The 24,279-nt window shown below is 59.2% G+C and carries 31 protein-coding genes; 28 read left to right on the top strand and 3 right to left on the bottom strand.

Going from position 1 to position 24,279, the window contains the following annotated elements:
- The first annotated feature begins 50 nt into the window (after nucleotides 1–50).
- The 13 genes from HK22_RS14180 to HK22_RS14130 all read left to right on the top strand — a co-directional run bounded on the left by HK22_RS14180 (nucleotide 51) and on the right by HK22_RS14130 (nucleotide 8,092).
- Nucleotides 51–686 carry a hypothetical protein gene (locus HK22_RS14180; RefSeq protein WP_086649754.1) on the top strand — a complete coding sequence of 212 codons (636 nt, stop codon included), beginning with the start codon at nucleotides 51–53 and terminating at the stop codon, nucleotides 684–686.
- Nucleotides 683–1,024: a hypothetical protein gene (locus HK22_RS14175; protein ID WP_062016338.1), complete on the top strand. Its 342-nt coding sequence runs from the start codon at nucleotides 683–685 to the stop codon at nucleotides 1,022–1,024. Before HK22_RS14180 ends, HK22_RS14175 begins: the two co-directional genes overlap by 4 nt.
- On the top strand, nucleotides 1,021–1,329 hold the full coding sequence (locus tag HK22_RS14170) for a hypothetical protein (RefSeq protein WP_086649753.1): 309 nt from the start codon (nucleotides 1,021–1,023) through the stop codon (nucleotides 1,327–1,329). Before HK22_RS14175 ends, HK22_RS14170 begins: the two co-directional genes overlap by 4 nt.
- 190 nt (nucleotides 1,330–1,519) lie before the next feature.
- Nucleotides 1,520–1,945 (top strand): hypothetical protein, encoded by a 426-nt coding sequence (locus HK22_RS14165; RefSeq protein WP_086649752.1) that lies wholly within the window; start codon nucleotides 1,520–1,522, stop codon nucleotides 1,943–1,945.
- Nucleotides 1,946–1,986: 41 nt separating this feature from the next.
- Nucleotides 1,987–3,846, top strand: a complete 1,860-nt coding sequence (locus tag HK22_RS14160) for a ParB N-terminal domain-containing protein (RefSeq protein WP_086649751.1) — start codon at nucleotides 1,987–1,989, stop codon at nucleotides 3,844–3,846.
- A gap of 170 nt (nucleotides 3,847–4,016) precedes the next feature.
- Nucleotides 4,017–4,157, top strand: coding sequence for a hypothetical protein (locus HK22_RS15150; protein ID WP_158093572.1), 141 nt, complete (start codon nucleotides 4,017–4,019; stop codon nucleotides 4,155–4,157).
- Between the two features lie 360 nt (nucleotides 4,158–4,517).
- Nucleotides 4,518–5,186 carry an LPD29 domain-containing protein gene (locus HK22_RS15145; RefSeq protein ID WP_158093571.1) on the top strand — a complete coding sequence of 223 codons (669 nt, stop codon included), beginning with the start codon at nucleotides 4,518–4,520 and terminating at the stop codon, nucleotides 5,184–5,186.
- Between the two features lie 68 nt (nucleotides 5,187–5,254).
- Nucleotides 5,255–5,869 carry a hypothetical protein gene (locus HK22_RS14150; RefSeq protein WP_086649749.1) on the top strand — a complete coding sequence of 205 codons (615 nt, stop codon included), beginning with the start codon at nucleotides 5,255–5,257 and terminating at the stop codon, nucleotides 5,867–5,869.
- A 70-nt stretch (nucleotides 5,870–5,939) separates the two neighbouring features.
- Nucleotides 5,940–6,314, top strand: a complete 375-nt coding sequence (locus tag HK22_RS14145; protein ID WP_143412435.1) for a hypothetical protein — start codon at nucleotides 5,940–5,942, stop codon at nucleotides 6,312–6,314.
- 255 nt (nucleotides 6,315–6,569) lie between these two features.
- The gene (locus HK22_RS15140; protein WP_158093570.1) at nucleotides 6,570–6,746 is read left to right on the top strand and encodes a hypothetical protein; all 177 of its coding nucleotides are present in this window, start codon (nucleotides 6,570–6,572) and stop codon (nucleotides 6,744–6,746) included.
- 77 nt (nucleotides 6,747–6,823) lie between these two features.
- Entirely contained in the window at nucleotides 6,824–7,279 is a 456-nt protein-coding gene (locus HK22_RS14140; protein ID WP_086649747.1) for a DUF3085 domain-containing protein, read from the top strand.
- 34 nt (nucleotides 7,280–7,313) lie between these two features.
- The gene (locus HK22_RS14135; RefSeq protein ID WP_086649746.1) at nucleotides 7,314–7,562 is read left to right on the top strand and encodes a hypothetical protein; all 249 of its coding nucleotides are present in this window, start codon (nucleotides 7,314–7,316) and stop codon (nucleotides 7,560–7,562) included.
- On the top strand, nucleotides 7,559–8,092 hold the full coding sequence (locus HK22_RS14130) for a hypothetical protein (RefSeq protein WP_086649745.1): 534 nt from the start codon (nucleotides 7,559–7,561) through the stop codon (nucleotides 8,090–8,092). The genes HK22_RS14135 and HK22_RS14130 overlap by 4 nt, the downstream gene beginning before the upstream one ends.
- Here the strand turns inward: HK22_RS14130 and HK22_RS14125 are convergent.
- Nucleotides 8,074–8,592, bottom strand: coding sequence for a hypothetical protein (locus HK22_RS14125; protein ID WP_086649744.1), 519 nt, complete (start codon nucleotides 8,590–8,592; stop codon nucleotides 8,074–8,076). The two genes, HK22_RS14130 and HK22_RS14125, sit on opposite strands and share 19 nt — an antisense overlap.
- A 282-nt stretch (nucleotides 8,593–8,874) precedes the next feature.
- On the opposite strand from HK22_RS14125, the gene HK22_RS14120 reads away from it, so the two are divergent.
- The 7 genes from HK22_RS14120 to HK22_RS14090 all read left to right on the top strand — a co-directional run bounded on the left by HK22_RS14120 (nucleotide 8,875) and on the right by HK22_RS14090 (nucleotide 14,735).
- A complete protein-coding gene (locus HK22_RS14120) occupies nucleotides 8,875–9,114 on the top strand; it encodes a hypothetical protein (RefSeq protein ID WP_086649743.1) in 240 nt (79 codons plus the stop codon).
- Nucleotides 9,115–9,204: 90 nt separating this feature from the next.
- On the top strand, nucleotides 9,205–9,450 hold the full coding sequence (locus HK22_RS14115) for a hypothetical protein (protein ID WP_086649742.1): 246 nt from the start codon (nucleotides 9,205–9,207) through the stop codon (nucleotides 9,448–9,450).
- A gap of 80 nt (nucleotides 9,451–9,530) precedes the next feature.
- Nucleotides 9,531–10,358 (top strand): DNA/RNA non-specific endonuclease, encoded by an 828-nt coding sequence (locus HK22_RS14110; RefSeq protein WP_086649741.1) that lies wholly within the window; start codon nucleotides 9,531–9,533, stop codon nucleotides 10,356–10,358.
- Nucleotides 10,355–10,621 carry a hypothetical protein gene (locus tag HK22_RS14105; RefSeq protein ID WP_086649740.1) on the top strand — a complete coding sequence of 89 codons (267 nt, stop codon included), beginning with the start codon at nucleotides 10,355–10,357 and terminating at the stop codon, nucleotides 10,619–10,621. Before HK22_RS14110 ends, HK22_RS14105 begins: the two co-directional genes overlap by 4 nt.
- A 434-nt stretch (nucleotides 10,622–11,055) precedes the next feature.
- Nucleotides 11,056–12,027, top strand: coding sequence for a DUF3991 and toprim domain-containing protein (locus tag HK22_RS14100; protein ID WP_167383469.1), 972 nt, complete (start codon nucleotides 11,056–11,058; stop codon nucleotides 12,025–12,027).
- Nucleotides 12,028–12,037: 10 nt separating this feature from the next.
- On the top strand, nucleotides 12,038–12,721 hold the full coding sequence (locus tag HK22_RS14095) for a hypothetical protein (protein WP_086649760.1): 684 nt from the start codon (nucleotides 12,038–12,040) through the stop codon (nucleotides 12,719–12,721).
- A complete protein-coding gene (locus tag HK22_RS14090; protein ID WP_233142698.1) occupies nucleotides 12,654–14,735 on the top strand; it encodes an ATP-dependent helicase in 2,082 nt (693 codons plus the stop codon). The genes HK22_RS14095 and HK22_RS14090 overlap by 68 nt, the downstream gene beginning before the upstream one ends.
- Nucleotides 14,736–14,787: 52 nt before the next feature.
- Here the strand turns inward: HK22_RS14090 and mauJ are convergent, their stop codons facing one another.
- On the bottom strand, nucleotides 14,788–15,813 hold the full coding sequence (gene mauJ / locus HK22_RS14085; RefSeq protein ID WP_143412434.1) for a methylamine utilization protein MauJ: 1,026 nt from the start codon (nucleotides 15,811–15,813) through the stop codon (nucleotides 14,788–14,790).
- A gap of 498 nt (nucleotides 15,814–16,311) precedes the next feature.
- Between mauJ and HK22_RS14080 the strand changes: the two genes are divergently transcribed.
- The 8 genes from HK22_RS14080 (at nucleotide 16,312) to HK22_RS14035 (ending at nucleotide 21,137) form a co-directional block, all read left to right on the top strand.
- Nucleotides 16,312–16,665, top strand: a complete 354-nt coding sequence (locus HK22_RS14080) for a hypothetical protein (RefSeq protein ID WP_086649737.1) — start codon at nucleotides 16,312–16,314, stop codon at nucleotides 16,663–16,665.
- Nucleotides 16,666–16,735: 70 nt separating this feature from the next.
- Nucleotides 16,736–17,266 carry a hypothetical protein gene (locus HK22_RS14075; RefSeq protein ID WP_086649736.1) on the top strand — a complete coding sequence of 177 codons (531 nt, stop codon included), beginning with the start codon at nucleotides 16,736–16,738 and terminating at the stop codon, nucleotides 17,264–17,266.
- A gap of 78 nt (nucleotides 17,267–17,344) precedes the next feature.
- The gene (locus HK22_RS14070; protein ID WP_086649735.1) at nucleotides 17,345–17,821 is read left to right on the top strand and encodes a transcriptional regulator; all 477 of its coding nucleotides are present in this window, start codon (nucleotides 17,345–17,347) and stop codon (nucleotides 17,819–17,821) included.
- Between the two features lie 10 nt (nucleotides 17,822–17,831).
- Complete coding sequence (locus tag HK22_RS14065) at nucleotides 17,832–18,119, top strand: DUF2312 domain-containing protein (protein WP_086649734.1); 288 nt, start codon at nucleotides 17,832–17,834, stop codon at nucleotides 18,117–18,119.
- Complete coding sequence (locus HK22_RS14060) at nucleotides 18,103–18,411, top strand: hypothetical protein (RefSeq protein ID WP_086649733.1); 309 nt, start codon at nucleotides 18,103–18,105, stop codon at nucleotides 18,409–18,411. Before HK22_RS14065 ends, HK22_RS14060 begins: the two co-directional genes overlap by 17 nt.
- 2 nt (nucleotides 18,412–18,413) lie before the next feature.
- Nucleotides 18,414–18,833 carry a hypothetical protein gene (locus HK22_RS14055; protein WP_086649732.1) on the top strand — a complete coding sequence of 140 codons (420 nt, stop codon included), beginning with the start codon at nucleotides 18,414–18,416 and terminating at the stop codon, nucleotides 18,831–18,833.
- A gap of 54 nt (nucleotides 18,834–18,887) precedes the next feature.
- Nucleotides 18,888–19,598 carry an HD-GYP domain-containing protein gene (locus HK22_RS14050; RefSeq protein ID WP_086649731.1) on the top strand — a complete coding sequence of 237 codons (711 nt, stop codon included), beginning with the start codon at nucleotides 18,888–18,890 and terminating at the stop codon, nucleotides 19,596–19,598.
- 744 nt (nucleotides 19,599–20,342) lie between these two features.
- Nucleotides 20,343–21,137 (top strand): hypothetical protein, encoded by a 795-nt coding sequence (locus HK22_RS14035; RefSeq protein ID WP_233142696.1) that lies wholly within the window; start codon nucleotides 20,343–20,345, stop codon nucleotides 21,135–21,137.
- Nucleotides 21,138–21,223: 86 nt separating this feature from the next.
- On the opposite strand, the gene HK22_RS14030 is transcribed toward HK22_RS14035, so the two are convergent.
- Nucleotides 21,224–24,277 (bottom strand): efflux RND transporter permease subunit, encoded by a 3,054-nt coding sequence (locus tag HK22_RS14030; RefSeq protein WP_062493647.1) that lies wholly within the window; start codon nucleotides 24,275–24,277, stop codon nucleotides 21,224–21,226.
- Between the last annotated feature and the right edge of the window lie 2 nt (nucleotides 24,278–24,279).

Raw genomic sequence — 24,279 nt, 5'->3', positions numbered from 1 at the left:
CAGCCCCTGCATCCGCGAAGAGGTTGAAAGAGACATCAGAGGAAGAGAGCATGTCCTATCGTATCGTCTATGACCTCGCCGCCGTGCGACTTCCCGCAGAAACCCTGCGCCCTCATGTTGCCGATAGCAGCTTTTATGCCGATCAGTATCTGCTGATGGAGTTGGGTGGCGATAATAATGTCTACGAGGGCCGTGGGTCGCTCCGCGCGAGAAGCTGGTCCCTGATTGGCGCGGGACAGAGCTGGGAGATCATGCGTCAGGTGGTGCAGTACGCTGCCTCCTGTGAGGGCGGCGGAATGCGCTTCTCCGGTGCCAGTGAGACGCAGGCAGAAACCTATATTCGCAAGTGCCGGACTGTTTTGCGGGATGCCGTAGCCGCGCAGGCGCTTCTTGATCGAGGCATGACCTGCACGGGAAAATTCGCGCTCCGCAAGGGGCCGGTTTCAGCGTGGCTCCAGAAGCGTGTGGACGAGCTGTCCACCATCAAGGCTCCGGAGATGACAGGCGAAACCCCGGTGTGGTCCTGGCTGAACCTGCTGCGTGACCCGAAGGATGCGGCCATCTTTCTGGCATACTCCAATCTGGACGACGCGCCTGTCTATAACCGGGCAACAGTCCATGGACCGTGTCATGAGCGCCACTCCATCATGAAAGGTCTGACCCCATTCGTGGAGCGCGCGGCATGAGCCGAAAGGACAAGGCCATCATTTCCAAGGTTCTGTGCGGTGTGAACGTGGAGATTTTCACCTATCCGAATGGTGAGGCCCTTCTGCGCACCGTGGACAGCTATCCCGTCAACGGGAATGACTGGCACGGGCCATATAAAGATGCGACCTGCGCAGAAGCCGATTTCGTGGACCGCAACGCGCCGCCCGTAATTACGCCGAAGGATCTGCAACGGGGCCGCCTGAATGGGACTATTGCCCAGACTCTTGAGGGCGTCGAGATGATGCTGACCATGGATCGCTGGACCGGGGGCAGTTGTCTGACGTCGTTCATTGTCAGACCCGAGGGGCAGGCATGAGCAAGGCCAAACCGTCAACCGCAGGCGTCGTCTGCCGGCACCTGGATCTCAGTACCGGGCATCTTCCGGTCGCAGAGCGTGATGCGTGCGAGCTTTATCTCAGCAGCGAGGGCACAGCAGGACGAAGCTGCCTCGGCGGCCCTTATGGCTGGATGATTTATGTTCCCACCGAGGCGGAGGACGTGCCGCAGGACGTGTCTCCGGAACTGGCCGCCCTGATGGCTCAGGCCCGGGGGCAGGATTGCCACTACATCCACTTCGATCGAGACGGGCCGATCGACGAGATGCTGACGTTTTACGACTGAACCGCCACCGCCGTGCCTGTCTCAGGACAGAGAGAAGGCGACGGGAAAAGAAACGAAAAATGAGAGAGGGAGCCGCCACAGGTCGCGGCTCCGCGCAAGGCTCAGGCCGGGCGCGCTGACGCGCGGCCTTGCGCGAAGCCACGCCCTGTGCCCGCGCCGAGAACATCACAACAGAAAAAAGGAGAGCGGCGTGTCAGACCCGGCAGGACAACCCGCGGCCGAAGTGGCTCTAAGAGCAAATCTGGCGCTGATCTTTGAGGCGATGCGGACGCATGGCGTGAAGACGGTCAAAGTTGAGTACGAAGCCAAAGAAGGCTGGTGGACAACACTTCATGTGACGGCGGACGACAGCCCGGATCTGTTCGAAGACCTGTCCCTGGAGAAGGCCGTTGCAGCGCTTGGACCTGACCAGACGATTGCCCCTCTGTTTCCGAACAGCTTTGACCTTGTGGTCTGGCACTGCGTCGAAACTGTTATCCGGCGCGTGCAGGCCGATTACGACACCGACGAAGACGGGTCTTACGGCACGGCCACGCTGACGCTGGCAACGCGACAGCTGGAGGTCGAGCACATCGAGCGTGTGGTCTCCCACCTCGCGCACAGCCTGATCGCCTGATTTCCCACCACGACACCCTTACGACATCACTGGAGCCCATCATGGACGAACTGCGCCTTGTCGATCCCAACACCCTGATCGCGAACCCGAACAATCCCCGTCAGACGAAGCCCGGTCAGGCGAGCATTCGTCAGCTGGCGCTGAATATCCGCGCAGTCGGGCTTGTTCATCCGCCACGCGTGCGTGAGCGCGGGGACGGCAGCCTGATGATCATCGCGGGCCACCGACGCACGGAAGCAGCAATTTATGCCGGTCTGACGGAAATTCAGGTCCATGTCACAAAGATCGACAATGGTCTGGAGGATCTGGCGGCGGCCAGTGAGAACATGATCCGCGAGGGCATGACCGAGCCGGACCAGTGGCGTGCCGTGACCCGGATGCGCGAAGAGCTTGGCTATACGGATCAGCAGCTGTGCATGGCGCTGATGATCACGCCTGCCTATCTCAAGGGCCTCTCTCTTCTGGCCAGACTGCATCCGCCGATCCTGCACGCCATCGAGATTGGCCGTGGCCCGGACCTGAAAGAGCGTCGGACTCTGGCCCTTTCGTCGCTGGAGGATCAGGCCGCCGCCTGGGCTGAAATGTTCGCCGAGAGCGTCGAGGAGGGAGAGGACCCGGCCGGATATCGTCTCAATGCCGACGATCCGGATGATACCGTGAACTGGCGCGACTTTACCTGGCACCTGCAGCAGGACGAATGGTATGCGCGTGATGCCCGGTTTGACGATGCGCTGGCGCAAAAGCATGGCATCGTCTGGATCGAAGATCTGTTCGGGCAGGGCGATGAGGACAATCGCTACGTCACGGATGCCTCGGCGTTTCGGGCGGCGCAGGAAGACTGGATCGCCGAGCATCGCCCCGAAGGAACGCTCGCGCTCGAGACAGGCGAGTATGGGTCTCCGCTTCGACCAGAAGGCTACAACTTCGTCACGCGATGGATGGGCGAGCAGGACACCGATGTCGCCGGCTACTGGCTCAATCCGAACACGTTGAAGATCGAAGAGCAGACGTTCCGCTACACAGGTGAAGAAACACTCCGCTCCGAGCCGCGGGTGGTGGAGCAGACGCCACCCCCAAAGAAGGAGCGCGCTGACATCTCGGGTACGGGTCTGAAGATGATTGGCTCTGTGCGGACCCTCGCGCTGAAGAAGGCGCTGACGGCGAAAAGCGAAGACGCGGATCCGTGGGATCTGGTGGCCGGACTGTTGCTCGCTCTGAATGCGAACAACGTCCATATTTACGGCTCTTCAGGCCGGTCGCCTTATGAGAACGCGGTGAAGACTGCCATGGAAGTGCTGTTTCCAGAAGGCGAGCTGGTGCGTGATGAAGCGCTGATCCGTCGGCACGCGCTGGATAGCCTCGCGGGCTTCATGAACTGCGAGGTCAGTATGCACTCCGGCTCCGGCATGGCAGCCGAACTGCTGGGCTGTCTGTTCAACGCGGACGCCCACATGCCGACCATGGCTGATGAGGCGTTCTTGAAGACCTACAGCAAGCCCGGCATCACCAAGGCGGTTCAGGCGCATGGGCTCGCGCCACTCAACACGGGCAAGGAGATGCGCGCTGCCCTACTGAATGCCGTGGGAGACGGACACTGGGTCCCGGAGGCCGCAGGTTTTGCGCAGGCGACTGGCGTCTGGACCGAGGAGGTTCGAAACAGGCAGGCCCGCCGCGCGAAATGGGCCGCCCTGAAAGACAATCTGGAAGACGAGGATGAAGACGGTCTGGAGTGCGCTGATCCGGAGGATCTGGAAAACGTGATGGACGAGGGCGGAGAAGACGCTGGCGATCCGCACGTCACGGAGGATGAGCCCACAGAAGCCCCGGACCTCGTGGTGCCGCAGGAACTGGTGGCCATGCAGGCTGCCATGGGAGGGCGGCTGGAGATCCTTCGGGTCTGAGGCAACGCGATTGCGGCCACGTTCCGGGCCAGACTTGCGCGTAACGCCTGATCTGGCACAACAGGAGATTGGGGTCGCCTGATGAGTCCGCGCGACGAAACGTCTGTTCAGGTTACGGTTCAGACGTCGCGGCCCCCGAAAATCGTAACCGGATGTGGGTCGGGGGTCGCTTGCCCACAGTCGTCAGAGTGAAAGGGGAAGCCATGATCTTCGTGATCGTGGTGGACCGTAAGTGGTTTACGAAGATCCTTCGTAAAACGAAGAAGACCCTTCAGGCGGTTGCCACCGCACTGAAGAGCCTCTCCGAGTAAATCACTTAAGGTAAACCGGGCCGTGAGGTGTTTTTTGCGAAGCCCCTCACGGCTCACCTCTGAACTTGGACGAACCGGTTGCGATTTTCAAGGGCGGAGTCAGCATGGCTCCGCCCTTTTTCATGCGGTGAGACGCAGCCTTGTTCCACAGGGCAGGACAGCCCGCGCAAGGAAACAAGACGAGAAAAGAGACGACAGGAGGAGAGAAGGGCGGGGTGCCAGAGCCTGTCTGTCGCCGCAAGGGGTGGTGTCCTCGGCTAACGCCTGCGGGACCGCCGCTGACGCGTCGCCCTTGCCCCGCCAGTCAGGCCCTGACCCCGGAGAGGACAGTTGAAGAGACATGAAGAGAAGGAGATCAGCATGTCCGAACACCCGACTGTCACCGTAGGCACCCGCGTCAGCACCATCCTGTACAACAGAGGCCGGGGCGTCGTGTCTGCGGTCCATGGCACGCCTCGTCCCGAGACAATCAGACGCCTTGCTGGCGGCTTCATCGCCGCGGGAGGCAATGCCAGCTTTGATATCGTCTTTGCCTGCGGGAGTATCAGCAAGAAGCTGCCCGAGAGCATTCTGCATGGTGTGCAGTGGACGATCTTCCACGACGAGCCCAAGGCCAGCCCTGAGGAAATTGCGCAGCTGCACGCTCATGCCGAAGCGTGCCGCGCTGAAAAGCAGGCACAGAAAGATCAGGCTGAGGCGGCGCATGCGGCCGAAATCGAGCGTCTGCGCACCGCTCCTGAATACGCCCATCTGGAGCAGGGATCGGACCAGAGCGGCGTGCTGGCAGGAAAGAACATCCGCCGTCTGCTGAAAGCCGCCCTGCCAAAACACAAATTCCGGGTGCGCAAATCCTCCTACGGGTCCGTCTTGATCGGCTGCGATGCCCCGCTGGACGATGCGGCGCAGAAGACTGTTGACGACATCAGAAAGCGGTTCAGATCGGGGTTCTATGATGCGGCGTCGGATTGCCACTCGAAAAGCCGGAGCCCCTGGCAGGACGTCTTTGGCAGCGCCGAATACGTCTTCTGACCCTACCTCACCCCTTCACAGTTCTTCAGGCCGCCGCGAGGCGGCCTTTGTCATATCAGGAGATCGACATGGCTTTCTTTACGCTCAGTGCTACGCCCGCCACCGCAAAGCGTGAGGGCTATTTCACCAGCACCACGATGGCGCTCATGTCCCATCTGGGTGAACGCCGCACCGTCGAGGCGAAGTCGGTGGATGGCCTCAAGCCACTCATTCTGAGCTTCGGCCGCGACACAGCGCTTCAGCATCCCGGCAAGTCCTTCAAGATCATGATCACGGTCAATCGTGGCAGCCGCAAGCCGCGCGGCTTCGACGCGGCTTATGATTCAGAGGAGCTTGGCACCTCCGAATGGCTCGAGACCACGATTGCAGATCCGGTACCTCACGAGGGCACGCCAGGTGTGGCCTCATGGGGAGCACGCTACACGCCATTCCGCATGGACGCTGCAGAGCCGCGCGAGGTCTCGCTCACCGAGGCCGAACGCCTGTCTGAGGACGGCCATCTCGGCTTCAAGGGGTGGGCCGCGGAAGTCGCCGCCAGTCTCGAGACCATTGGCGCGCCTGCGGCTGCTTTGGGCAACGAGACCCGGGACACTCTGGTGTCGCGCTATCGCGCCCACCAGCATCCTGCCCTGGCCGCCGCCGTCCTGATCGCAGCTTCGCTCGCGGATCAGCTGGCCGCCTGAGGCCAATGCAGGGGAGCGAATGATGTCTCCCCTGCCAGATCCAACAGTTCAAAAGACGAGCGAGTTTTCCATGGTCGATGAAAACCTTCTCCAGATCGAGACCTGTCTTCTGGATCGTCGCAGGGTCCATCTTGGCGTGGCACCGGATGGGCGCGTCTATCTGCGCGTGACGTCGTTCTGGCCGAAAGAAGCCGCCCAGCTCTGGCACGGCCCCTATTCGGATCGACAGGCGGCCGAGACGGATTTCCGAACCCGGACGCAGCCGCCGCGCGTCACGCGCGCCCAGATCGTCGAGGCCAGTCGCCGCGGGGAGCATGGCACGGTCGAGGGTGTTCCCATGATCGTCCTGAGGCATCGCTGGACAGGCCACATGACCCTGACGGCCTATCAGCTGGTGGATGAGGCCGGGCAGGAGAAATCCGCGCGCCAAAATGGACACATCTGAACCGCGTATCGTCACCCGCGTGAGCCGGGTGGAGGGAGAGCAGGAAGAAGAAAGAGGAAAAGAAGCAGAAGGAGAGAGGGGCAGCACAGGCTGTCTGCGCTGGCAAAGGGTGGGTCTCCACGCGTCCTCGCCCTGACGGGCTCCGGGTCGTGGAGATCCCGCCGCTGCGCGGCGCCTGTGCCATCACAGCCATCCTGTGCCTGTGCCGGAGAGGTCATCAGAGAAAAGAGATGACGGCAACAGGAGTGACCTTTCATGCAGATTTCCCAACAGACCCTTCAGGACATCAAGGACGTTGCCGGACTGGCCGGTGGGTTCTTCGGTTTTCTCGCCCTGGTCTTCGCCTTTACGTGCCTGCCGAGCTTTCTGGCTGGCCCGGTGCCCCATCATTACCTCGCCTCCGCCGCCCATCGCAGCCACAGTCAGGGCTGAGCTTTTTCACCTCCGAACGTCCCAGAGCCCCGCCATCGAGCGGGGTTTTTTCATTTCTGATCAAAGGAAAATGACCCATGATCGTGACTTTCGACCGCGCGCTGATCGAGCGCCTTCTTGCCCATGCCGAGACCGCGTCCGAGCGCCGCGCCACGCTGACCCAGCTCTTTGACAAAAGCCTGCGCAAGCCCGGGCATGGCGCGCGTGAATGGGGCCTTCAGGAAGACGTCGATCCCACAAAGATCTCTGCGGGTCTGTGGCTGGTTGGCGATCACGGGATCTACATGATGTCGAACGGGCTTCCCCTTCTGCCGTCCGATGACGGTCAGAAGCCCAATCTGTGCGCGTATGCGCGCGAAGCGGACCCGGAACAGAACGCGGGCAGGGCTCATGACGTGAAACGCCAGGCTTTTGGCGGGGATGACGGATGCGAGTTCCTGGACGCAGCGCTTGTGCGGCAGGCTCTCAAGCAGGCGTCAGGCGACACACTGCGCATGAACATCACTCCGGAAACACTCGAATTCCTGGCCTGACCAAGGGTCCTCGAAATCTTTCAGGAGAAGAAGAATGTCCGATGCTACGCCTGAAACGGTGTCTGCGGGTCCGTGGTCCCGCGATCAGATCTGGGCCTCGGCCGTTGCCGTGGCTGCTGACAGCGTGGAGCAGCTGCGGCGCTGCGATGTCGATCGCGTCGTCTCCCTTGTCGACGCGGCGGATCGTACCGCCCTGACGGGCTGGCTGATCGCGCGCCGACCCGAACTGGCAGGCGCGGTCGCGGAGGCGCTCTCCGCGCTCGCACAGGAGGCTCACGTATGAGCCTGCTGTTGCCACACCTGCGGCGCGTCCGCATTGAGGCCGAGGGCCTGACGGCCACTCAGTGGAGTTCACCGCAGGAGAAAGCCAAACTGGCCAATGCAATCCTCGCCTTTGTTGCGAAAGGATTGCCGGAGGAGGGGTTCAGCAAGGCGCTGTACCAGCGCGTCAGCCAGATGTGGGGGTTTATCGCCTGCTTTAACCGGGACGGCTTTGCGGGACGGTATTTCTGCTCGACGCAGGGGCGTCTCGCCTTCCTCGATCAGATCGTCGCGCGCGGCGGGATCGGCGATCCCGCCTGGACCTGGTCAGACGTGGAAAGCCGGATCGCGGCACTTCTGGTCGAGCATCAGGTGCTTGACCTGTATCGCGCTGAACTGCGGCAGGAAACGCTCCGGGGCGAACAGGCGCTGTTGCGCAGATTGCTCGACCGTCACGGCGTGCCGGCCGATCATGCAGGCCGCATTTCACTGGCTCCGGCGCTATCTGCACCTCTGTCCCGGCAGCAGCCTGTTCAGATGGGTCTGCTCTGACACGCTGCGCTGTCTGTGACGGCGCAGGAGTCCGGATCGTCAATCAGTGCCTGGACGACCTCCCATCCGCCGAGAATATTCTGGGCCGTCTCCCAGGCGACGATCTCGGCGCGCAGTGACTGCGCAAGATCGTCATAGATGCCGTCGCGTTGCGGATCTTCGATCTCGCGGCGCTCCGCCTGTTCCGTGAGAGATCGTGCGTCGGCAACCCGGGCCAGGGCCCGACTGACCAGAAGGGTCAGCCAGTCAGACGCCATGTGCTGACGGGCCTCGCGGGTTTCGGGCAACGCCGTGGCTCCAAAAATCTGTCGCGCTCTCTCACGTCCGAACGCGTGGAGGCGCTCAACCTGTCGGGGCGGTGTCACGCCGCGGATTTCTGCAAGCGACCGCAACTGCGTCTCGGGCAGGATTGCGTCGGTCAGCGCGTCCAGGGTTGGCGCGCGACGCCGCTCCTGTGGAAAGCGGATCACCGTGGCGGTCTGATCTGTCTGTGCACTCATCGGCGTCCTCCTTTTGTTGTGGTGCAAGCGTAAAGCGCACCATAAATAAAAGTCAACAAAAACAATGAGATACTGGCCTTATTAGGCCCTCGCGAAAACCTCTTGGGGGCTGAAAGGAGACGCGCGGGAAGGAGAAAGAGGAGGGAGGGAAGGGGCTCTCATGGGGCAGGCGTCGCAGCAAGGGTGCGTCGCTCCGCTCCCGGCGCATAGCGCCGCCCTTGCCACGCCGTCCGCCCCACGAGGCTGCCGATCGGGAACGAAATAATCCGAGAGAGGCAGAGTATGTCCAAGCGCAGGAAAACGGATCTGACAGCAGCCCGAAAAAAGGCAGAAGTCTTCGGACCGGACACGGTTCTGTTCGCAGACCTCCAGATTGACGAGACGTTTTGCATAGGCGGTGCGGAGTTGTCAGGCGTGTACCGCAAGGTGCGACGCAATCATTACCGGCACAACGGAATGCTCTGTTTTGCAAGTGATGGGATGGCCGTGAAGCGCGCTCCCCTGCCTCGGACCGGGGACTGAGACCAGGCCTCCCGATCTCCTCCTTCCTCCACGAATATCTGGGCCGCAGTGCGGCCCGCATCCGGCAAACAAATAGAAAGGAACCGCACCATGCAGGTCCAGAGCGATACGCCCGCGTCCAGTTTTCTTCCCGTACTTGAAGCGCCTGTCTTTCACAGGGCGGTTTCAACAGGCCAGACCATTGGCCGCGCACGGCGCTTTTACGCGGAAGCAGATCATCTCGCTGACGACGCGAATGATGATCGTCTTGGAGCGGCGTTACGCGCCGCATTGCGTCGTGATGCCAGCGCTGCCCATCGTTCAGCGCAGCGCACACTTATGAGTGTCTCCCATTGACGGGCGCGATCCTGCACTCACAACAGGCCGTGCCATCCTGCGCCGTGAGACAGAAGCCTTCGGGAAGAAAAGGATGGGCCATGCGACTGCCGATGACAGGGCTGACCCTGGCGAGCCTGCTATGGGCAGGCATAACCCACGCGGCGGCTGCAGAGTGCTCCGCTTTTGGAGGAGATAATCAGCTCCCGGTTCTGACTAACGCAGCGCTTGGGCAGAAGACCGTGCTGTTGTGCAATGACGCTTTTGCTGTGCTGCATTCGGGCATCAGTCATGGCCCGTTATGGACGGCCGAGCACCTGACCGAGGAAGATCTGGAGCGCAGCATGCAGATTGGGCGGGTCGTCCGGTTTTTTCATGCCGATCCGCGTCTGTCTTTTGAAGACCGGGCCGAGCTGAGTGATTACCGTAGATCGGACTACGACCGGGGCCATATGGTGTGCTCTGCTGACGAGCCCACTCTGCAGGCGCAGGAGCAGAGTTTTTCGCTCGCCAATGTTGTCCCCCAGACGCCTGAGTTGAACGAAGGCATCTGGACAGGCGTGGAAATGGCTGTGCGTCGTCTCGCACGACGAGATGGAGAACTTTATGTCGTCACGGGACCGGCTTTCGGAGCTTCGGTAAATACCATTGGTGCACATCAGGTCTTTGTGCCGGTGGCGACGTGGAAGGCTGTTTACGACCCCGCCGAAGACGGAGCGGGCGCGTATTACTGCCAAAACAGCAGCCAGCCGACCTGTACGATCATCAGCATCGGCGCGTTGACCCAGGCAACGGGTGTGGATCCGTTCCCCTCTCTTCCCGATGAGATCCGTCAGACTGCCATGACGCTGCCTCATCCTCTGAAAAGTCCTTATACTGTTCGCATCCGACCTGCCGTTGGCAGTCCTGTGCTGGAGATCATGCCATGAGCTTCATTCCTTTTCTGGACGCCGGCGAAAGCGTTCAGATTGATGATCTGACGATCGAGAACGGGGAGGAACGCATAGCCGTGTACGGGCGCCTTGAAATCCGCAGGGACCGCATCGGCCTGCAGGATATTCAGGCGTTGAAGGCTCAGGTTGATGCCATTGCCTGCGAGCTCGAGGGATCGGCCCATCTTCCCGAGCGGGTGCGGAGCGCACAGCAGATGAGCGTGATGCCCAGTCCCTTCACGGATCGGAACTGTGCCTGACGGCTTGGGAGCTTCTGACGGGAAAGGTCTGGAGTGCCACAAGCCTCACTCCGGACAAGACGACCTTCCACCCCAGCTTCCTCCGCGCCCTTCGGTTGCTCCGTGCAGCCGGGTCCCCTGAGAAGGCATCCTGTCCTGCGCTGCGTTTGTGACGGACCTGAAAGCGTCGGGACGAAAGGCGTCGCTGCGCTTGCTTTCGCCCCTTTTGCCTCCGGCACGGGTCGAACGAAAGGCTTGTTTAAGTATTCGTTAAGTTTGTGGAGATGATGTTTGTGTGGTGCAAGGTTACGGCAAATAAAACCCTATAAAACCGCAGAAAACAGCCGTTTTTACTTGCAATATTTGCGGATTTTTCCTAAATTAAACCCAGATGACAGGGGCGTTGAGGCCGGTTCTGACCGTTGCGCCGTCCCGAAACGAAAAGGATGACGATCATGGCACGCTTTGAGCCGTTCAGACTGTCTGATAGTGACCGGACCGACATCGTCAAAGGTGTCTCCTGTGCTCTGCTGCTTGAGCGCCATGGCTATCTTCTCGACAAGCCCGAAAGCACGCGCAACGCTCTGAAGTACCGGGCGGGCAAGGGTGAGACGATCATTGTCAACCATGAAGGCCGCGGCTGGTGGGACACGGGATCGGACGAAAAAGGGGATGTGTTCTCCCTGATCCAGCGCCTGACACCCGGTCTGAAGTTTCATGAGGCCTGCACTGCGCTGGGACAGCTGGTGGGCATTGCGCCGAAGGGGGCAGAATATGTCCGTGAGCGTCAGGCCAAAACGCCAGACGTTGCCCCGGCCGAGCGCTGGCATGGCAAGAAGGAACTGACATCCGGCACAAAGGTGTGGGCGTACCTTACAGAGGAGCGCGGCCTTCCGGAGTGGGTTCTGCGTCGGGCCATCATGACCGGCTGCATCCGGGACGGCTATCACGCCGCCTGGTTCTGCCACCGCGATGCCAGGGGGACCATTTGTGGTGCGGAACTACGTGGTCCGGACACCAAGGGCATGTGTCTGTCGGGTACGGTCAAAACGCTGTTCCGGTTTCAGCCCGGCCTCGCGCGCACGGTCCGCCGTCTGGTGGTGAGTGAATCCGCCATTGATGCCCTGTCCTATGCTGCTCTCGATAGTGAGCGCACGCGCGAAACCCTGTACTGCTCGACCGCAGGTGGCATGGGACCGGAGACGGTCGAAGCCCTCACAGCCGAACTGACTGAGATGGCAAAAGATCCGGCAGCCGTTCTGGTGGCCGCAACCGATAATGATGACGCCGGCAACCGCTATGCCGCGCGCCTGGCAGAGCTGGGCCGTGAAGCCGGTGTCCGTGTGATCCGCCGTATTCCCCACGGGGGCTGCAAAGATTTCAACGACGCCCTGAAGACTGTTGTGGCCGCCGCCCGCGCTGCCTGAGGAGAGACTGATGACAAATGACAAGGCACGACGGGAAATGGAGGCTCTGTTTCCCGGCCACGAAAAAAATGACGCCCTGAGAGCGGCCTTTCTGGCGCACCCGGACGCGGACCATTATCTGCGCCTGATGCCAGACCTCGGATGTCGCATTCCCTGGGCTCTGGTGGAATACGGTCCTGAGGGGGAACGGAGCCAGGGTCTCGTTGTTGGCGGACGCTGGAGTGCAGCAGGCTGGGATCTCCCCGGACGCGTCGTCCTGTTCGTTCAGTCTCCGACCGGAAGCAGCAGGTTCCTGACCTGTCAGGCGGGAGAGCAGCAGCTTGTTCTGATCGGCACCGTTCCCGGAAGCACGCGTCATCCTGACCGTCCGGATGCCGTAACACTCTTGGGACATGTCGCAGAACTGACCGCCGCCTGGCATGCCGACGCCGAGACGACCCGCGTCTGGCATACCTGGGCCCTGCTGCACAATCAGCCGCCCTTTCCGCAGACCTACGCCGAGGTCGCATTCGGTGGCGACGTGTTGCGCGGCCTCATCGTCGGGGGAACGGTTCTGGCAGACGGCACGTGGGACTTCGGGCGTGAGTTTGATCTGATGGTGGAGCCGGACATGGTCCTGAGCCTCGATGGCCGCCGTGCGAGCCGGTGCGAAGTTCTTCATGGCACCCGGGAGCAGGGACGTGGTCGTGGATAATCATCTCTCCGGACTGACTTTCTCCCAGGCAGAGGCCGCACGTCAGACGGGGCCCGTTGTTGTTCTTGCAGGTGCCGGGACTGGCAAGACCAAGACGCTGGTGGCTGGGATCGTCGATCGTGTCGTCAAGCGTCGCATGGCCCCGGATCGCATTCTGGCCGTGACGTTCACCAACAAGGCGGCCGGGGAGATGAAGACGCGGATCGCGGCGGCGCTGAACATCGCGCAGGCGCCGTACTGGGTGGGGACCTTCCATGCGCACGGGCGCCGCCAGCTGCGCACCGATCCGGATATTGCCGGGCTGCGTCCGGGCTTCGACGTCTGTGACAGCGAAGACAGTACCAAGATCGTGCGCCGCCTTCTGGAAAAGGCGATTGAAGCAGGCGTCATGAATGCTGACGATGGAGAGACATTCCGCAAGCGTGTGAAGTCCGTCAGCTCGCGCATTGCCATGCTCAAGGAAAACATGGTGCTTCCCCCGGACGCCGTCACCTGGGTCGAGGGACGGATTGCGACGGATGCCATTACTGAGGGTGATGACATCATGGTCTGGCGGGATGCGGCCGTGCTCTATCCTGCGTATCAGGCGATGCTGCGCGAAAGCAATCGCGCGGATTTTGCAGACCTACTGCTATGGCCTACCGTGACCATGCTGCGCGATGAACGCTACAGGCGCGACTGGGCGGGCCGGTTTGACTGCGTGCTGGCCGATGAGTTCCAGGACGTGAACCGGCTCCAGTTTCTCTGGCTGAAATGCCTGTCCAAAGACCACAACGAGCTCTTCGTTGTGGGTGACGATGCGCAGTCAATTTACGGCTGGCGTGGGGCCAATGTCCGGATTATCCGAAGCTTTCTCAAGGAATTTCCGACCGGACGTCTGATTGCCCTGGAGCAGAACTTCCGCTCGACCGGTCATATCCTGTCCGCAGCCAATGCGGTCATCTCTCATGACACGAGCCGTCTGGAGAAGACGCTTTATACCGCGTCTGGAGATGGCGAGCCAGTGGATATTCTGCGGCATACCGGCAGTCAGGATGAGGCCTCCGGGATTGCGGCCGAGATCGGACGTCGTGCCCTGGAAGGCGTGCCTTATGAGGACATGGCGGTGCTGTATCGGTTCAACCATCTCTCCCGGTTGCTGGAAGAGTCTCTGCTGCGTGCGAAGATCCCGTATGAGCTGGTCAATGATACCGCTTTCTGGCAGCGCGCGGTCGTGAAGGACGCGCTCGCCTTCCTGCGTCTGACATGTTTTCCGTATGAGCGGCAGTCAGACGAAGCCTTTCGGCGGATCGTCAATCAGCCGACCCGGGGGATCGGAGCAAAGGCTATGGCGAAATTCGAGCAGGTCGCGGACGAGGAGGCGATCTCGCTTTATGATGCAGCCGAGCGCACGGTGCAGGGACGCACTGGAAAGGCTGCCGACAAGCTGCGCGGCTTCCTGGACGTCATTCTGAAAGGGGCACGCAGCGACGAACCAAGTCTGGGTGAACGTCTGAGGGCTCTGGTCGAAGAGAGCGGATATCTCGCGATGCATCAGGCGGCCGGGGAGGACGGGCGCACGGCACTGGAAAACCTGCATGAGCTTCTGTCGCTCGCCAACGAGTTCAGCTCGGTGGAGGAGCTGTTCGACCATGCGGCCCTCGGTTCGGAGAGCCGGGATGATGACAGTGTCGGCCGGGTCAAGCTGATGACCATTCATGGCTCAAAAGGCTTGGAGTTCGGGCATGTCTTTCTGATCGGTTGGGAAGATACGCTGTTTCCGTCGCGCACGAACATTGACCCGGCAGAGGAACGCCGACTGGCCTATGTCGCACTGACGCGCGGCCGCCAGCGCGTCAGTGTGTCCTGGTGCGAGTTTCGTCGAGGAGAGCAGGCCAATCCGAGCTGTTTTATTGACGAGATCCCGCTTCAGGCGCGGCGGGACGGCTGGGGACGGGATCTCAAGCGCCGTCCCGCGTTCCAACGGGGAACGGGTTTCAATCGGCAGGCTCAGAGAGAGGCGATGGGGTTTTGATTTTCAAATCACTCTGTCCGTCACGGACGGGAAATAATTCCGATTATCACTTTTACTGTTTTTGTAGTGGAATAAGAGAATTAATATCTAATCCAGCGTCCCTGCCAATAAAAAATACCTCATGGTAGGATTGAATAACAGTACGTGCGCAAATTTCTGCGGCGGTAGAGACCTGGTGAAATCCGATGGTATTATCAGGCGTATTCATAAGAAGTGGACTGCATCCGTCTTTCTCGAAGTGAGCGACGGCGTCACGAAATTGCTTAGTTAATACTTTATCAAAAAACTGCTTAATATTTTTCCCTATATAATGGCTAAATATTGGGTCAAGATCATCGAAGGTCGGTACAACCTCCTTGAGACCAGGATAGGCAATATCAGATTCTCTGAATAACGTGGCTAGTTCAGGTTTTAACCGCTTAAAATAGCCTTCCAATATTTTGTAGAAGCAAAAAAACTTATACACAGGGCTCCCTGAGCCTAGTCCCTCCCGATACAGCGCAAGAACTGGCCTTAAAGGGGTTGGCATTTCCGTATCGTCTGCGCCGATCGGCTTGACTCGGAACGGTGCTGACACTCGGAATACTTCGACTTCGTTTGTAATGTCGTGTGCACGAAAATGCATGATGTAAGCCGGAACTGCGGATTCAAACGACCAATAATCAAGTACAGCCGAGGCTGCTAACTGCATACTATCGAGCGCATTCCTAGCCGTATGGGCCTGCACCTTCATTGATATCATTGACGCTTCGTCAGACTCGTTTTTGTAGACGTTGACGGCGCCCCATGGGGTATCGACAGTCATTCGAGGTGACAAAAACGTAAAATAGGAGTTGCCGTCCGTCGCGTCGTATTTTGTTTTTAGACTTCCTGCGGAGAACGGGGATTTAGACAAGAGAGCGGTGACTTCAAATGGCCTTTCCGTGTTGTCCTGCAGCCGCTCTGCATCTGTTTTGGTGCAGTCTGGAGTCTGCAGGCAGAAACTTAATTCGTGCTGGGTGCCCGGCCAGCCAAGATTTTCAAAAATAAATTCGGAACCCATTCGCGTAGAAGTGTCGGAAGGTTTTTTATTGACCATATCGTGAGATACCACATCAACTAGAATGCTTGCGATTATGTTCTCAAGAAGTGAGGACTGGAAACTTATCCTTTAGATTCTTAAATAAAGATAATCATTAAAGAAAGATTCTTGTTAGGATCAGACGGCCGATTTCGATCACGCTTCATTCTCGTTTAAGTAGCATCACGGCTCATTGTGGTTGTTTGATGTCTGCGCTGGCAAGACAGTGCCCGCTGATCATGGTGGCAACGTAATCGCCAATATACGTGGAGATGTCCTGGGCGATGGTTCAGCTCGTCCACGCGGTTAGGATGTTACAGGCTTGTGTGTCTTCTAGACCTCCTGGATCAGATCAAGATGCGGATTTTCAGTTCTTTTGCCTCAACGTCGCCCTCCCCAGTCAGCCGGTAGATCGAGTGAGCGTCATCAGGGAGCCAGGTCCCGTTCGTAGCCTCAATTCACTCTCGGCCCATGTCCTGAACCGCACTCACAAACGCTGTCATCATACTGCGCGGTATGACCGAGCACACACTTTCCATTGGGCAGTCAGATCTGCCCAAATCGTCCCTTTCTCTCTCTCTATCGTCCCCCTGGCTGCTCGGGGGCGTTGGCGTCCTCGCGACCATGCTCCTCGGCTTTGGCTGGCTTGTTTTTCCTTTCGACATCCAGATGGTCTGGACCATGCTTGCGCAGGCGATCCTGTTCTCCCTGGGCATTACCGTTCTGTTCGTCGACATCATGCGCCTGTGGAAGACGAAGGCTTTCATGCCGCGCTGGTATGTCGTTGTCTTCGTGCCGCTCTGGATCGCTATCGGACTGGTCAATCTCCAGAAAGCCTATGACTGCACGCGAGCGGCAGGCCAATGGTGACGTCGCCTGACCACACTCACAACAGCCTTACGCATAGTGACCGCGTGGCTATGGACGACGGGGCATCACAGTGAAATTTGGAGGTCATCAACCCAAGGCGCGGGTCTTTCGCAAGCTCAAGGCGGAGACGCAGCGTGAAGTCTATCAGTCCGTGCTTCAACATGTCCGGACCTGCCTCAACCGGGGGCCATATAATGTGCTCGAACTCCGCGCGAACCTGACTCCGGAACAGGCTGGCGCATTGCCGATGGCGCTGACGACGCTGGCCCAGGCCGGTGAAATCGCGGCCCTCGGTCATAGTGTCTATGCCCGGGTGCCCTGGATGCCGGCGACACGAACCGTCAAGACGTCGCCGATCGAGGATCTTGTTTTTGCTTCTCTGACCGAACACGAAACAGCCGGTGAAATTGCGACATGGCTCGGCCTTGCCATTGGTCAGGTCCGGGAGTCCCTTGCAGCCCTGGAAAAGGCGGGATTGATCGAAGAACGACTGGATCCGCGCCGACCTAACCGCTATCGGATCGTTTCGCCACATATGGCCAAACACATCCGGCAGGGTGCGCAGGACAGGACGTTCACCGACATCGCTCGGCATGGCTGACGCATGACCGAGGCCTTGCGTTTGCGGGTTATCCCCCAAACCAGTGGACAGCGCTGTGGGCAACCACGGGCAGGACATGTGGATTCACGGTCCGTTCGTCCGGGGCACCGGCGTGCAGCGCTGTCGATCTCCGGTGAGCTCTCGGCAATCGGATGGGGGGTGCGTCAGGCGTCCCGTCGCTCCGGCGTCTCAAAGGACCGGATCCTGCGCTGGCAATCGGGGCAGGGTATTCCTGACCCGGAGTTTCTCAAGTGGCTCGCGGCCCTTGGGATGCTGCATCGCCGTCTGAGCCATCCGCTGGCACGGGCCGTTCCGCCCGTAGGCAACAGGCCTCCCCTGAATGGTTACGCGATGACCAGCGCCCTTCTGACCATTGGCTGGTCTGAACGCACACTTGCAGAGCGCCTCGGTGAACATCGAACCGCCCTTCGTCGCGTCCTTGAGGAACAGGGATATCTCCCGGAGCGGCAGTCCCGCTGGCTCGAAGCCCTGGCGGATGGTCATCGCGAGTTGCTCCGCCCCTTGCCTCCCATCTGCTTCTCACCCGATTTCTGAAAGGTTAATCATGTTGCAACGCGTATCCTTCCCCGATGGCTCTCAGGACAATCAGGGTGCTGTCGCAGGCGGCATCGCAGCCGATCGACTGCGATCCATCATCGAGCGGGTCGAACGCCTCGAAGAAGAGCGCAAGGCGCTGAGTGGTGACATCAAGGACATCTACTCCGAAGCCAAATCAGCCGGCTTCGATGTCAAGGTTATTCGGATGATCATCCGGTTGCGCAAGCAGGATCCTTCAGAGGTCGAGGAACAGGAAACTCTTTTGGACATTTACCGCCGTGCGCTGGGGTTCTGACACGATGCAGGATACGCCGCTGCGCCATCGTCTCGCAGAGACAGCCGGGGATATCCTTGTTTGCTGGCCAAGTGTGGGACTTCTCCTCTTCGCTTTCGTCATCCCCCGGTTTGGTGCCGTCATGGGGCCGGTCTTCATCGTCGCCGGTTGCCTGGCAACGATGATAGGGCCGGGAGCTCCCGAGATCGGGGACAATGGCCGCGACTACGGGTTTGAGCGCAGGCGCGGCATAATGTTTGCCGGACTTGGCCTGGTGCTCTCTGTGTTTCGTCTTTTGCCGGTGGGGTTCTGACTATGCCCCTTTTTTCGGCGGACTGGACCCCGACCCTGATTGCCCGTGTCCGATACCGGTCGACGGTGGGGCAGGCCCGCCCTGCTGAAACAGTTCTTCGTCGCGCGTCGGGTGTCAGGTTCCTGGCAGGGGTCAGTCTCTTCCTTCTGGTGAATGCGGCCGATGGATTTTTCGGTCTGGACCAGTTTGCAGGGCAGGGGGCCTGGCGCATGTCCGGGCTGGGTCAGCCCGTTCTGACGCTTTCGTTCTGGCAGTGGATGGCTCTGGCCTTTGGCACTGTCGGTCTTACGAAAGTCGCTGAAAGAACCGCAGGGATGGTGTCCGGCCATGGTTATGGCCCCAAGGCGCGGATCAAACTCTTCGTTGCGTGCATTGCCATGGCACTTGGCGGCCTCGTCCGCAGCATGATCCATCCGGGATAATCGGACTCACATTGGCCGCTCCTAAAGTGATCCTACACAACCGGCAGAGGGAAAATGCCTGAACTGCAGACACTTTTGAAAGAGGTCGTGAGACTGCCTGCGTCCTATCAGCGGCAGGGTCCGCCTCTTACTTCGCTCCTGGCACAGATTGCTCAGGGTGACGACGGACATGGGCAGAGGGTCGGGCGCCTCGCTGGTCTGCTCGGCCATCTGGCAGGGAGTGGACTTTCGTCCAGCTCCCTTGAACTGGCAGGCCGACTGCACGATGCGGGCAAACTGCTCCTGCCGGACAGCCTTTTACATCATCAGGGCGTGTTCAATGCCCGTCAGACGCTGGTGATGCGACAGCATCCATCCCTTGGTCTCGGAGCGCTGTTTCATCTGTCCGAAGATATTCCGACTGTCGTTCATGAGGCTGTCCTCCTGCATCATGAGCGTTACGACGGTGACGGCTATCCGTTCGGAATGAAGGGAAAATCCATCCCTCTGGCTGCGCGCATCATCGGCCTCGCCGATGTAATTGATTCCCTGCTTTCTACCCGATCCTACAAGGCAGGATGGTCGCCGCGTCAGGTGAAGGCCTTTCTTCAGGAGCATGCGGGCGGCGCGTTTGATCCCGATCTGGTGGGGCATGCGCTTACCTTCTTTGATGATTTGCTAACCATCCGTCGTGGGGTTGCGCAGCCCGTTCACGGGTATCAGCCCGTCCCCGGCCAGTCCCCCGTAACATCTCGTAGCCTCAAAATTCGAAACGAGACACCATGATGCCTCTTACTCTTCCGCCCGCAGCTCACACCGCCCCGTCTTGCACGGAGCGCCTGAAGCTTCTCGCTGACGTTGCAGACCGCCTCTTTACAGAAAAGCGGAAAGAGGAGGGTCTGTGCGTGATTGAGGCACTCTATGTTCAGGCGGATGTAGCATTGTCCGGGCGCCAGCTGCCGTAGGGTCGAGGACCGATTTGAGGCGCTCAACCGGTCTGAAATACGAGGTTGGATAACTGACGTCCTTCTGGAGGGCGTCAGTCAGATGTCATCATGTCGGTAGGCTGCATGGATCTTGAGCATCATGTTCGTGGTGTCGAGGACAATTCTGGACAACGTCGTCATTTGGTGCTGGAGCTCCTTCTATCTGGCAAGTGTCCCTTTAAACATCGCACTGATGTCCCCGGCATATGACTGTATGATTTCTAGAGTTTCCTGCCCTGAGCGGGCAACGCCTTCACAGTCATGAGCCTCCTCGTCTCTGAACTGAGGCACTCCGGGATGGAATATGGTTGTCGAACGGCAGTCGGGGCGCTCTGAGCCCCATGGGCCAGTGCTCAAGGCAAAATGAGATCCCCGCCAGCGGGAGGCCGGGAGGGTCAGAAGAGAAACGGGGCCAGCCACAGGCCGTCTGGCCGCCACAATGGTCCGGCCGCACGCGGCCCGCGCCCTGGAGGGCGCGCCATTGTCCCGGCCAGCCGTCTGCGCCGGCAGGAAAGCATCCAGAAAATGAAAAAGGATGTTCTCCATGGCTACTCCCGTCATAACAGTCTTCACGCTCACCGGCCCACAGGACCGTTTGCGCCAGATCGCCAGAGAGCGCGCCTACCGGACCTGCGCACCCGAACACATGACGTGGGAGGATGAAACAACACTCGTGATGACCCTCGAAAGCGGGATCGGGACCTCATTTCTTGGTCATGGGCTGGGGTTGTCTGACGAATATCCAGACGTCAGCATCCGGGGAATGGAGTATTTCGACTGCTTCGATGATCCGGCCTTTGCCAAATGGCAGGGCGGCGAGCTTGTCTATGAAGCGGATCTCATCACAGTCTTCGGAATCCTCTTTCCGACTGACGCCACAAAAGACTGGCCGGGATGTAGCGCCAGCTTCTGGCACAGGTCTCCGCCTCTCGCGACTGCCATAGCCGAGAACTGTCCCCACTTTGACCTGATGCCTTTGCGCCAACTGGCAGGACCGGTGCCGCGATGGGTTGAGACAACGGACGCCTTCGCTACCCTTTTCCTTCGATTGCCCTCAACACCAGATGCGCAGGATGGCGTTGGCGTGATCTTCTATCCGGAGATCGGCAGGAGCACCCTGCTGACCGGGATCGACCGCTTCGGTGGCGTCGCCCGGTTCCGGCGTCAGTCCTATGGGCAGATCAGCGCACAGTGCCCGGAACTGCGTGATGTCCTGCGGGGCTGGTGGAAGGCAAGCGAAAAGAAAAGGAGGAAAGCGCGCCAGGAGCGCAGAGTTTTGAGAAGGAAGATGAAGAAAGCAGAGGGGGAGAGAGTAAGCGTCCGAGAATTGCACGATTGACGGCTGCTTACGCCTCATTCCAGACGGTGGATCGCTATTTCTTCGTCCCGAAAGCAGACATTATAACCTCCGGGTCAAACATACTTTCAAGCCCGAAACAGCCGAGCATAGAGTGTTGGCAGCACCAGCAGGGTCAACAGCGTCGATGTTACAAGCCCACCAATGACGACAGTAGCTAACGGTCGCTCGACTTCAGCGCCCATACTTCCTGAAAACGCCATTGGGAAAAAACCGAGACTGGCAACGCTCGCTGTTGCAATAACAGGCCGAAATCGCGAACGGGCTGCTTCGAATGCTGCTGCAGCCGCATCGCGGCCAGCCTCCTCAAAGGTCTTGATCTGACTGACCAGTACGACGCCATTCAGGATGGCGACACCGAAAAGCGCAATGAACCCGATGCTCGCTGCGATACTGAAAGGCAACCCTCTCAAGGTCAGTGCGATAACGCCTCCGGTCGCAGCGATGGGAAGATTCACGAAAACAAGTGCCGCTGCCTTGAATGATCCCAGAGCGACAACCAGAAGTGCCAGGATGATCAGGAGCGCAACCGGTACAACAAACCCCAGTCGCTTCATGGCTGAATTCATGTTCTGGAACTGACCTGCCCAGGCCAGATCATATCCGGGCGGTAGTTTGACCTCACGTGCGACCGCCTTCTGGGCATCCGCGACAAAAGAACCGATATCGCGTCCCCGCACATTTGCCTGAATGATCACGCGTCTTTGCAGACGATCCCGGTCAATGCGCGAAGGGCCGTCGACAACCTGAAGACGAGCAACATCCGACAGAAGAACCCATCCCCGACCATCCAGTCTCCGTATGGGCAGATTACCAATCGCGGCGACAGAGAGCGTTGACGCAGGGTCAAGACGAATTTGAGTCGGAATGATCGCATTTCCCAGAACGACGGGCTTCCCGATCAGGCCGCCTATTGCAGTAATCTGGTCAAGGACATCTGACACAAGGACACCGCGCCGTGCGGCTGTGTCCCGATCCACATCAATGTGCATGAAGGGAACCGTTCCGTCGCCCTGAGGAGCGACGTCCGCCGCTCCAGGAACACTGGAGACGACCTGCGTAACGTGGTCGGCAAGCCTTGAGAGTTCTTCGAGATCATTCCCATAAATCGAGATGGCAATCTGGGTGCGTACTCCAGACAGCAGTTCATCCATTCTCATTTGTATGGGCTGCGACCATTCGTAATTTGCACTGGGCAATTTTTTCTGAAGTTCATCAGACATTGCCTGCAGCAATTCCGCCTGTGTTCGACCCGTTGTCCATTGCGAACGGGGTTTGAGAATGATGAAACTGTCGGATTCATTAGGACCCATCGGATCAGTTGGAACAGCGGGTGTTCCGATATTGGAGACGACGGTCTGAACTTCCGGGAAGGACCTGATGATCCGTTCCTGCTTGCCAATTTCCTCAATAACGGTCGGGAGGGAGGCGCTTGGCCAACGCGTGACGGTGGTCGTCAGAGATCCTTCCTCAAGTGTTGGAACAAATTCTCCGCCCAGGCGTGTCGCAAGACCGACAGAAAAAAGAAAAATGCCGATGGTTATGATGAGAACCGGACGAAAATGCCTCTCGCTCCAGGACAGCATCGGTTCGTAATAACGCCGCGCATGGCGCACGAACCATGTTTCCTGCTCCAGTGGAACTGTTCGCAGAAATATTGCGGCCAGGACAGGAATACACACGAAGCAATAGACAAGCGATGCAAGCAACGCCATCACGACCGTTTGGGCCATAGGGCGGAACATCTTGCCTTCAATATCCTCAAGCGTGAGGATGGGCAGATAAACCATGATGATAACAAAGATGGAAAACGTCACCGGCCTGATAACGGCACGGGCAGCCTCGATTGCAGTCTCGCGGGTTGAACGCTCGGAACTGCCATTTGCACGCAATGTCATGAAGTGTTCGACAACAACAAGAGAGCTGTCGACAATCATGCCGAAATCAATAGCCCCCAGGCTCAGGAGGTTGGCGGAGACACCGAAGACCCGCATTCCGATAAACGCAGAGAGCAGCGCAGCAGGAATGGCAGAGGCGATCACCAGAGAGGCGCGCCAGTCCCCCAGGACGACAATCAGGACCACGAGTACCAGACCTGCGCCGATCAGGAGGTTTTCCTTCACGGTAGAAATCGTTTCTTCTGTCAGGGTTGAACGCATGTAGTAAGGTTCAAGGACCACACCAGCCGGAAGAGCCTTGCGGATTGAGGGAAGTGCGTTGTGAATCTCTCCCAGAACGGCGTTCGAACTTGCGCCGTCCTGCATCATGACCGCCCCAAGAACGATCTCTCCCTGTCCATCCCGTGTTGCCGCGCCAAGGCGGGTTCGCGGTCCCAGACCGACGCTCCCGACATCGCGGATCCGGATGACCTGTCCATTCTGACCGATCCGGACAGGTATCAGACCGAAATCATCCAGAGTACCAACCAGCGCCCGTCCGACAATCACCTGCTGTTCGGCCTGATGAGCAATCCAGCCCCCACCAGCGGAACTGTTGTTGCGATCAACGGCCTGAGCAACGTCGGCCACCGTAACGCCATAAGTTCTCAAACGGAGAGGATCGAGAGTGACCTGGAATGTCTGTTCGGCGCCACCATTGATGTTGACTTCAGCAATGCCCGGAAGAAGTTTGATGGCCGGTGCAACCGTCCATCGCATGATCCGGTTCAGATCCATAAGAGAGTATGCTGGTCCCTTGAGCTGGAACTGCATGATCTCCCCCATTCCCGTCGTCCGTGGCCCCATCTGAACACTGACATTGGGTACAGCGACGTTTTCACGGGCAGCTTGTAGTCGCTCCGCCACACGCGTGCGATCCAGATCAATATCTGTCGCATCATCGAATTGCAGATAAACAACACAGACGCCCGTTCGGGAAACCGATCTCAGGTCCTGAAGACCTGGCATCGCGGTTAGTGCGGTTTCGACCGGAAACGTAATCAGTTTTTCCACCTCTTCGGTTGCGAGACCGGGGGCGGTGACTGTAACCATGACCTGCCGGGGGGAAATGTCAGGCACGGGTTCGACAGGCAATTTTTCAACACAGGCAAGGCCGGTTATCAGCAAGGCGAAAATCAGACCAAAGATCAGGAAACGCTGCCGCTGAATGAGAGACAAAATCATGA

Origin of the sequence: Gluconobacter sp. DsW_056, from assembly GCF_002153595.1 — a bacterium.
GTDB classification, from domain to species: domain Bacteria; phylum Pseudomonadota; class Alphaproteobacteria; order Acetobacterales; family Acetobacteraceae; genus Gluconobacter; species Gluconobacter albidus.
This window is presented reverse-complemented; position numbering and strand designations above follow the sequence as displayed.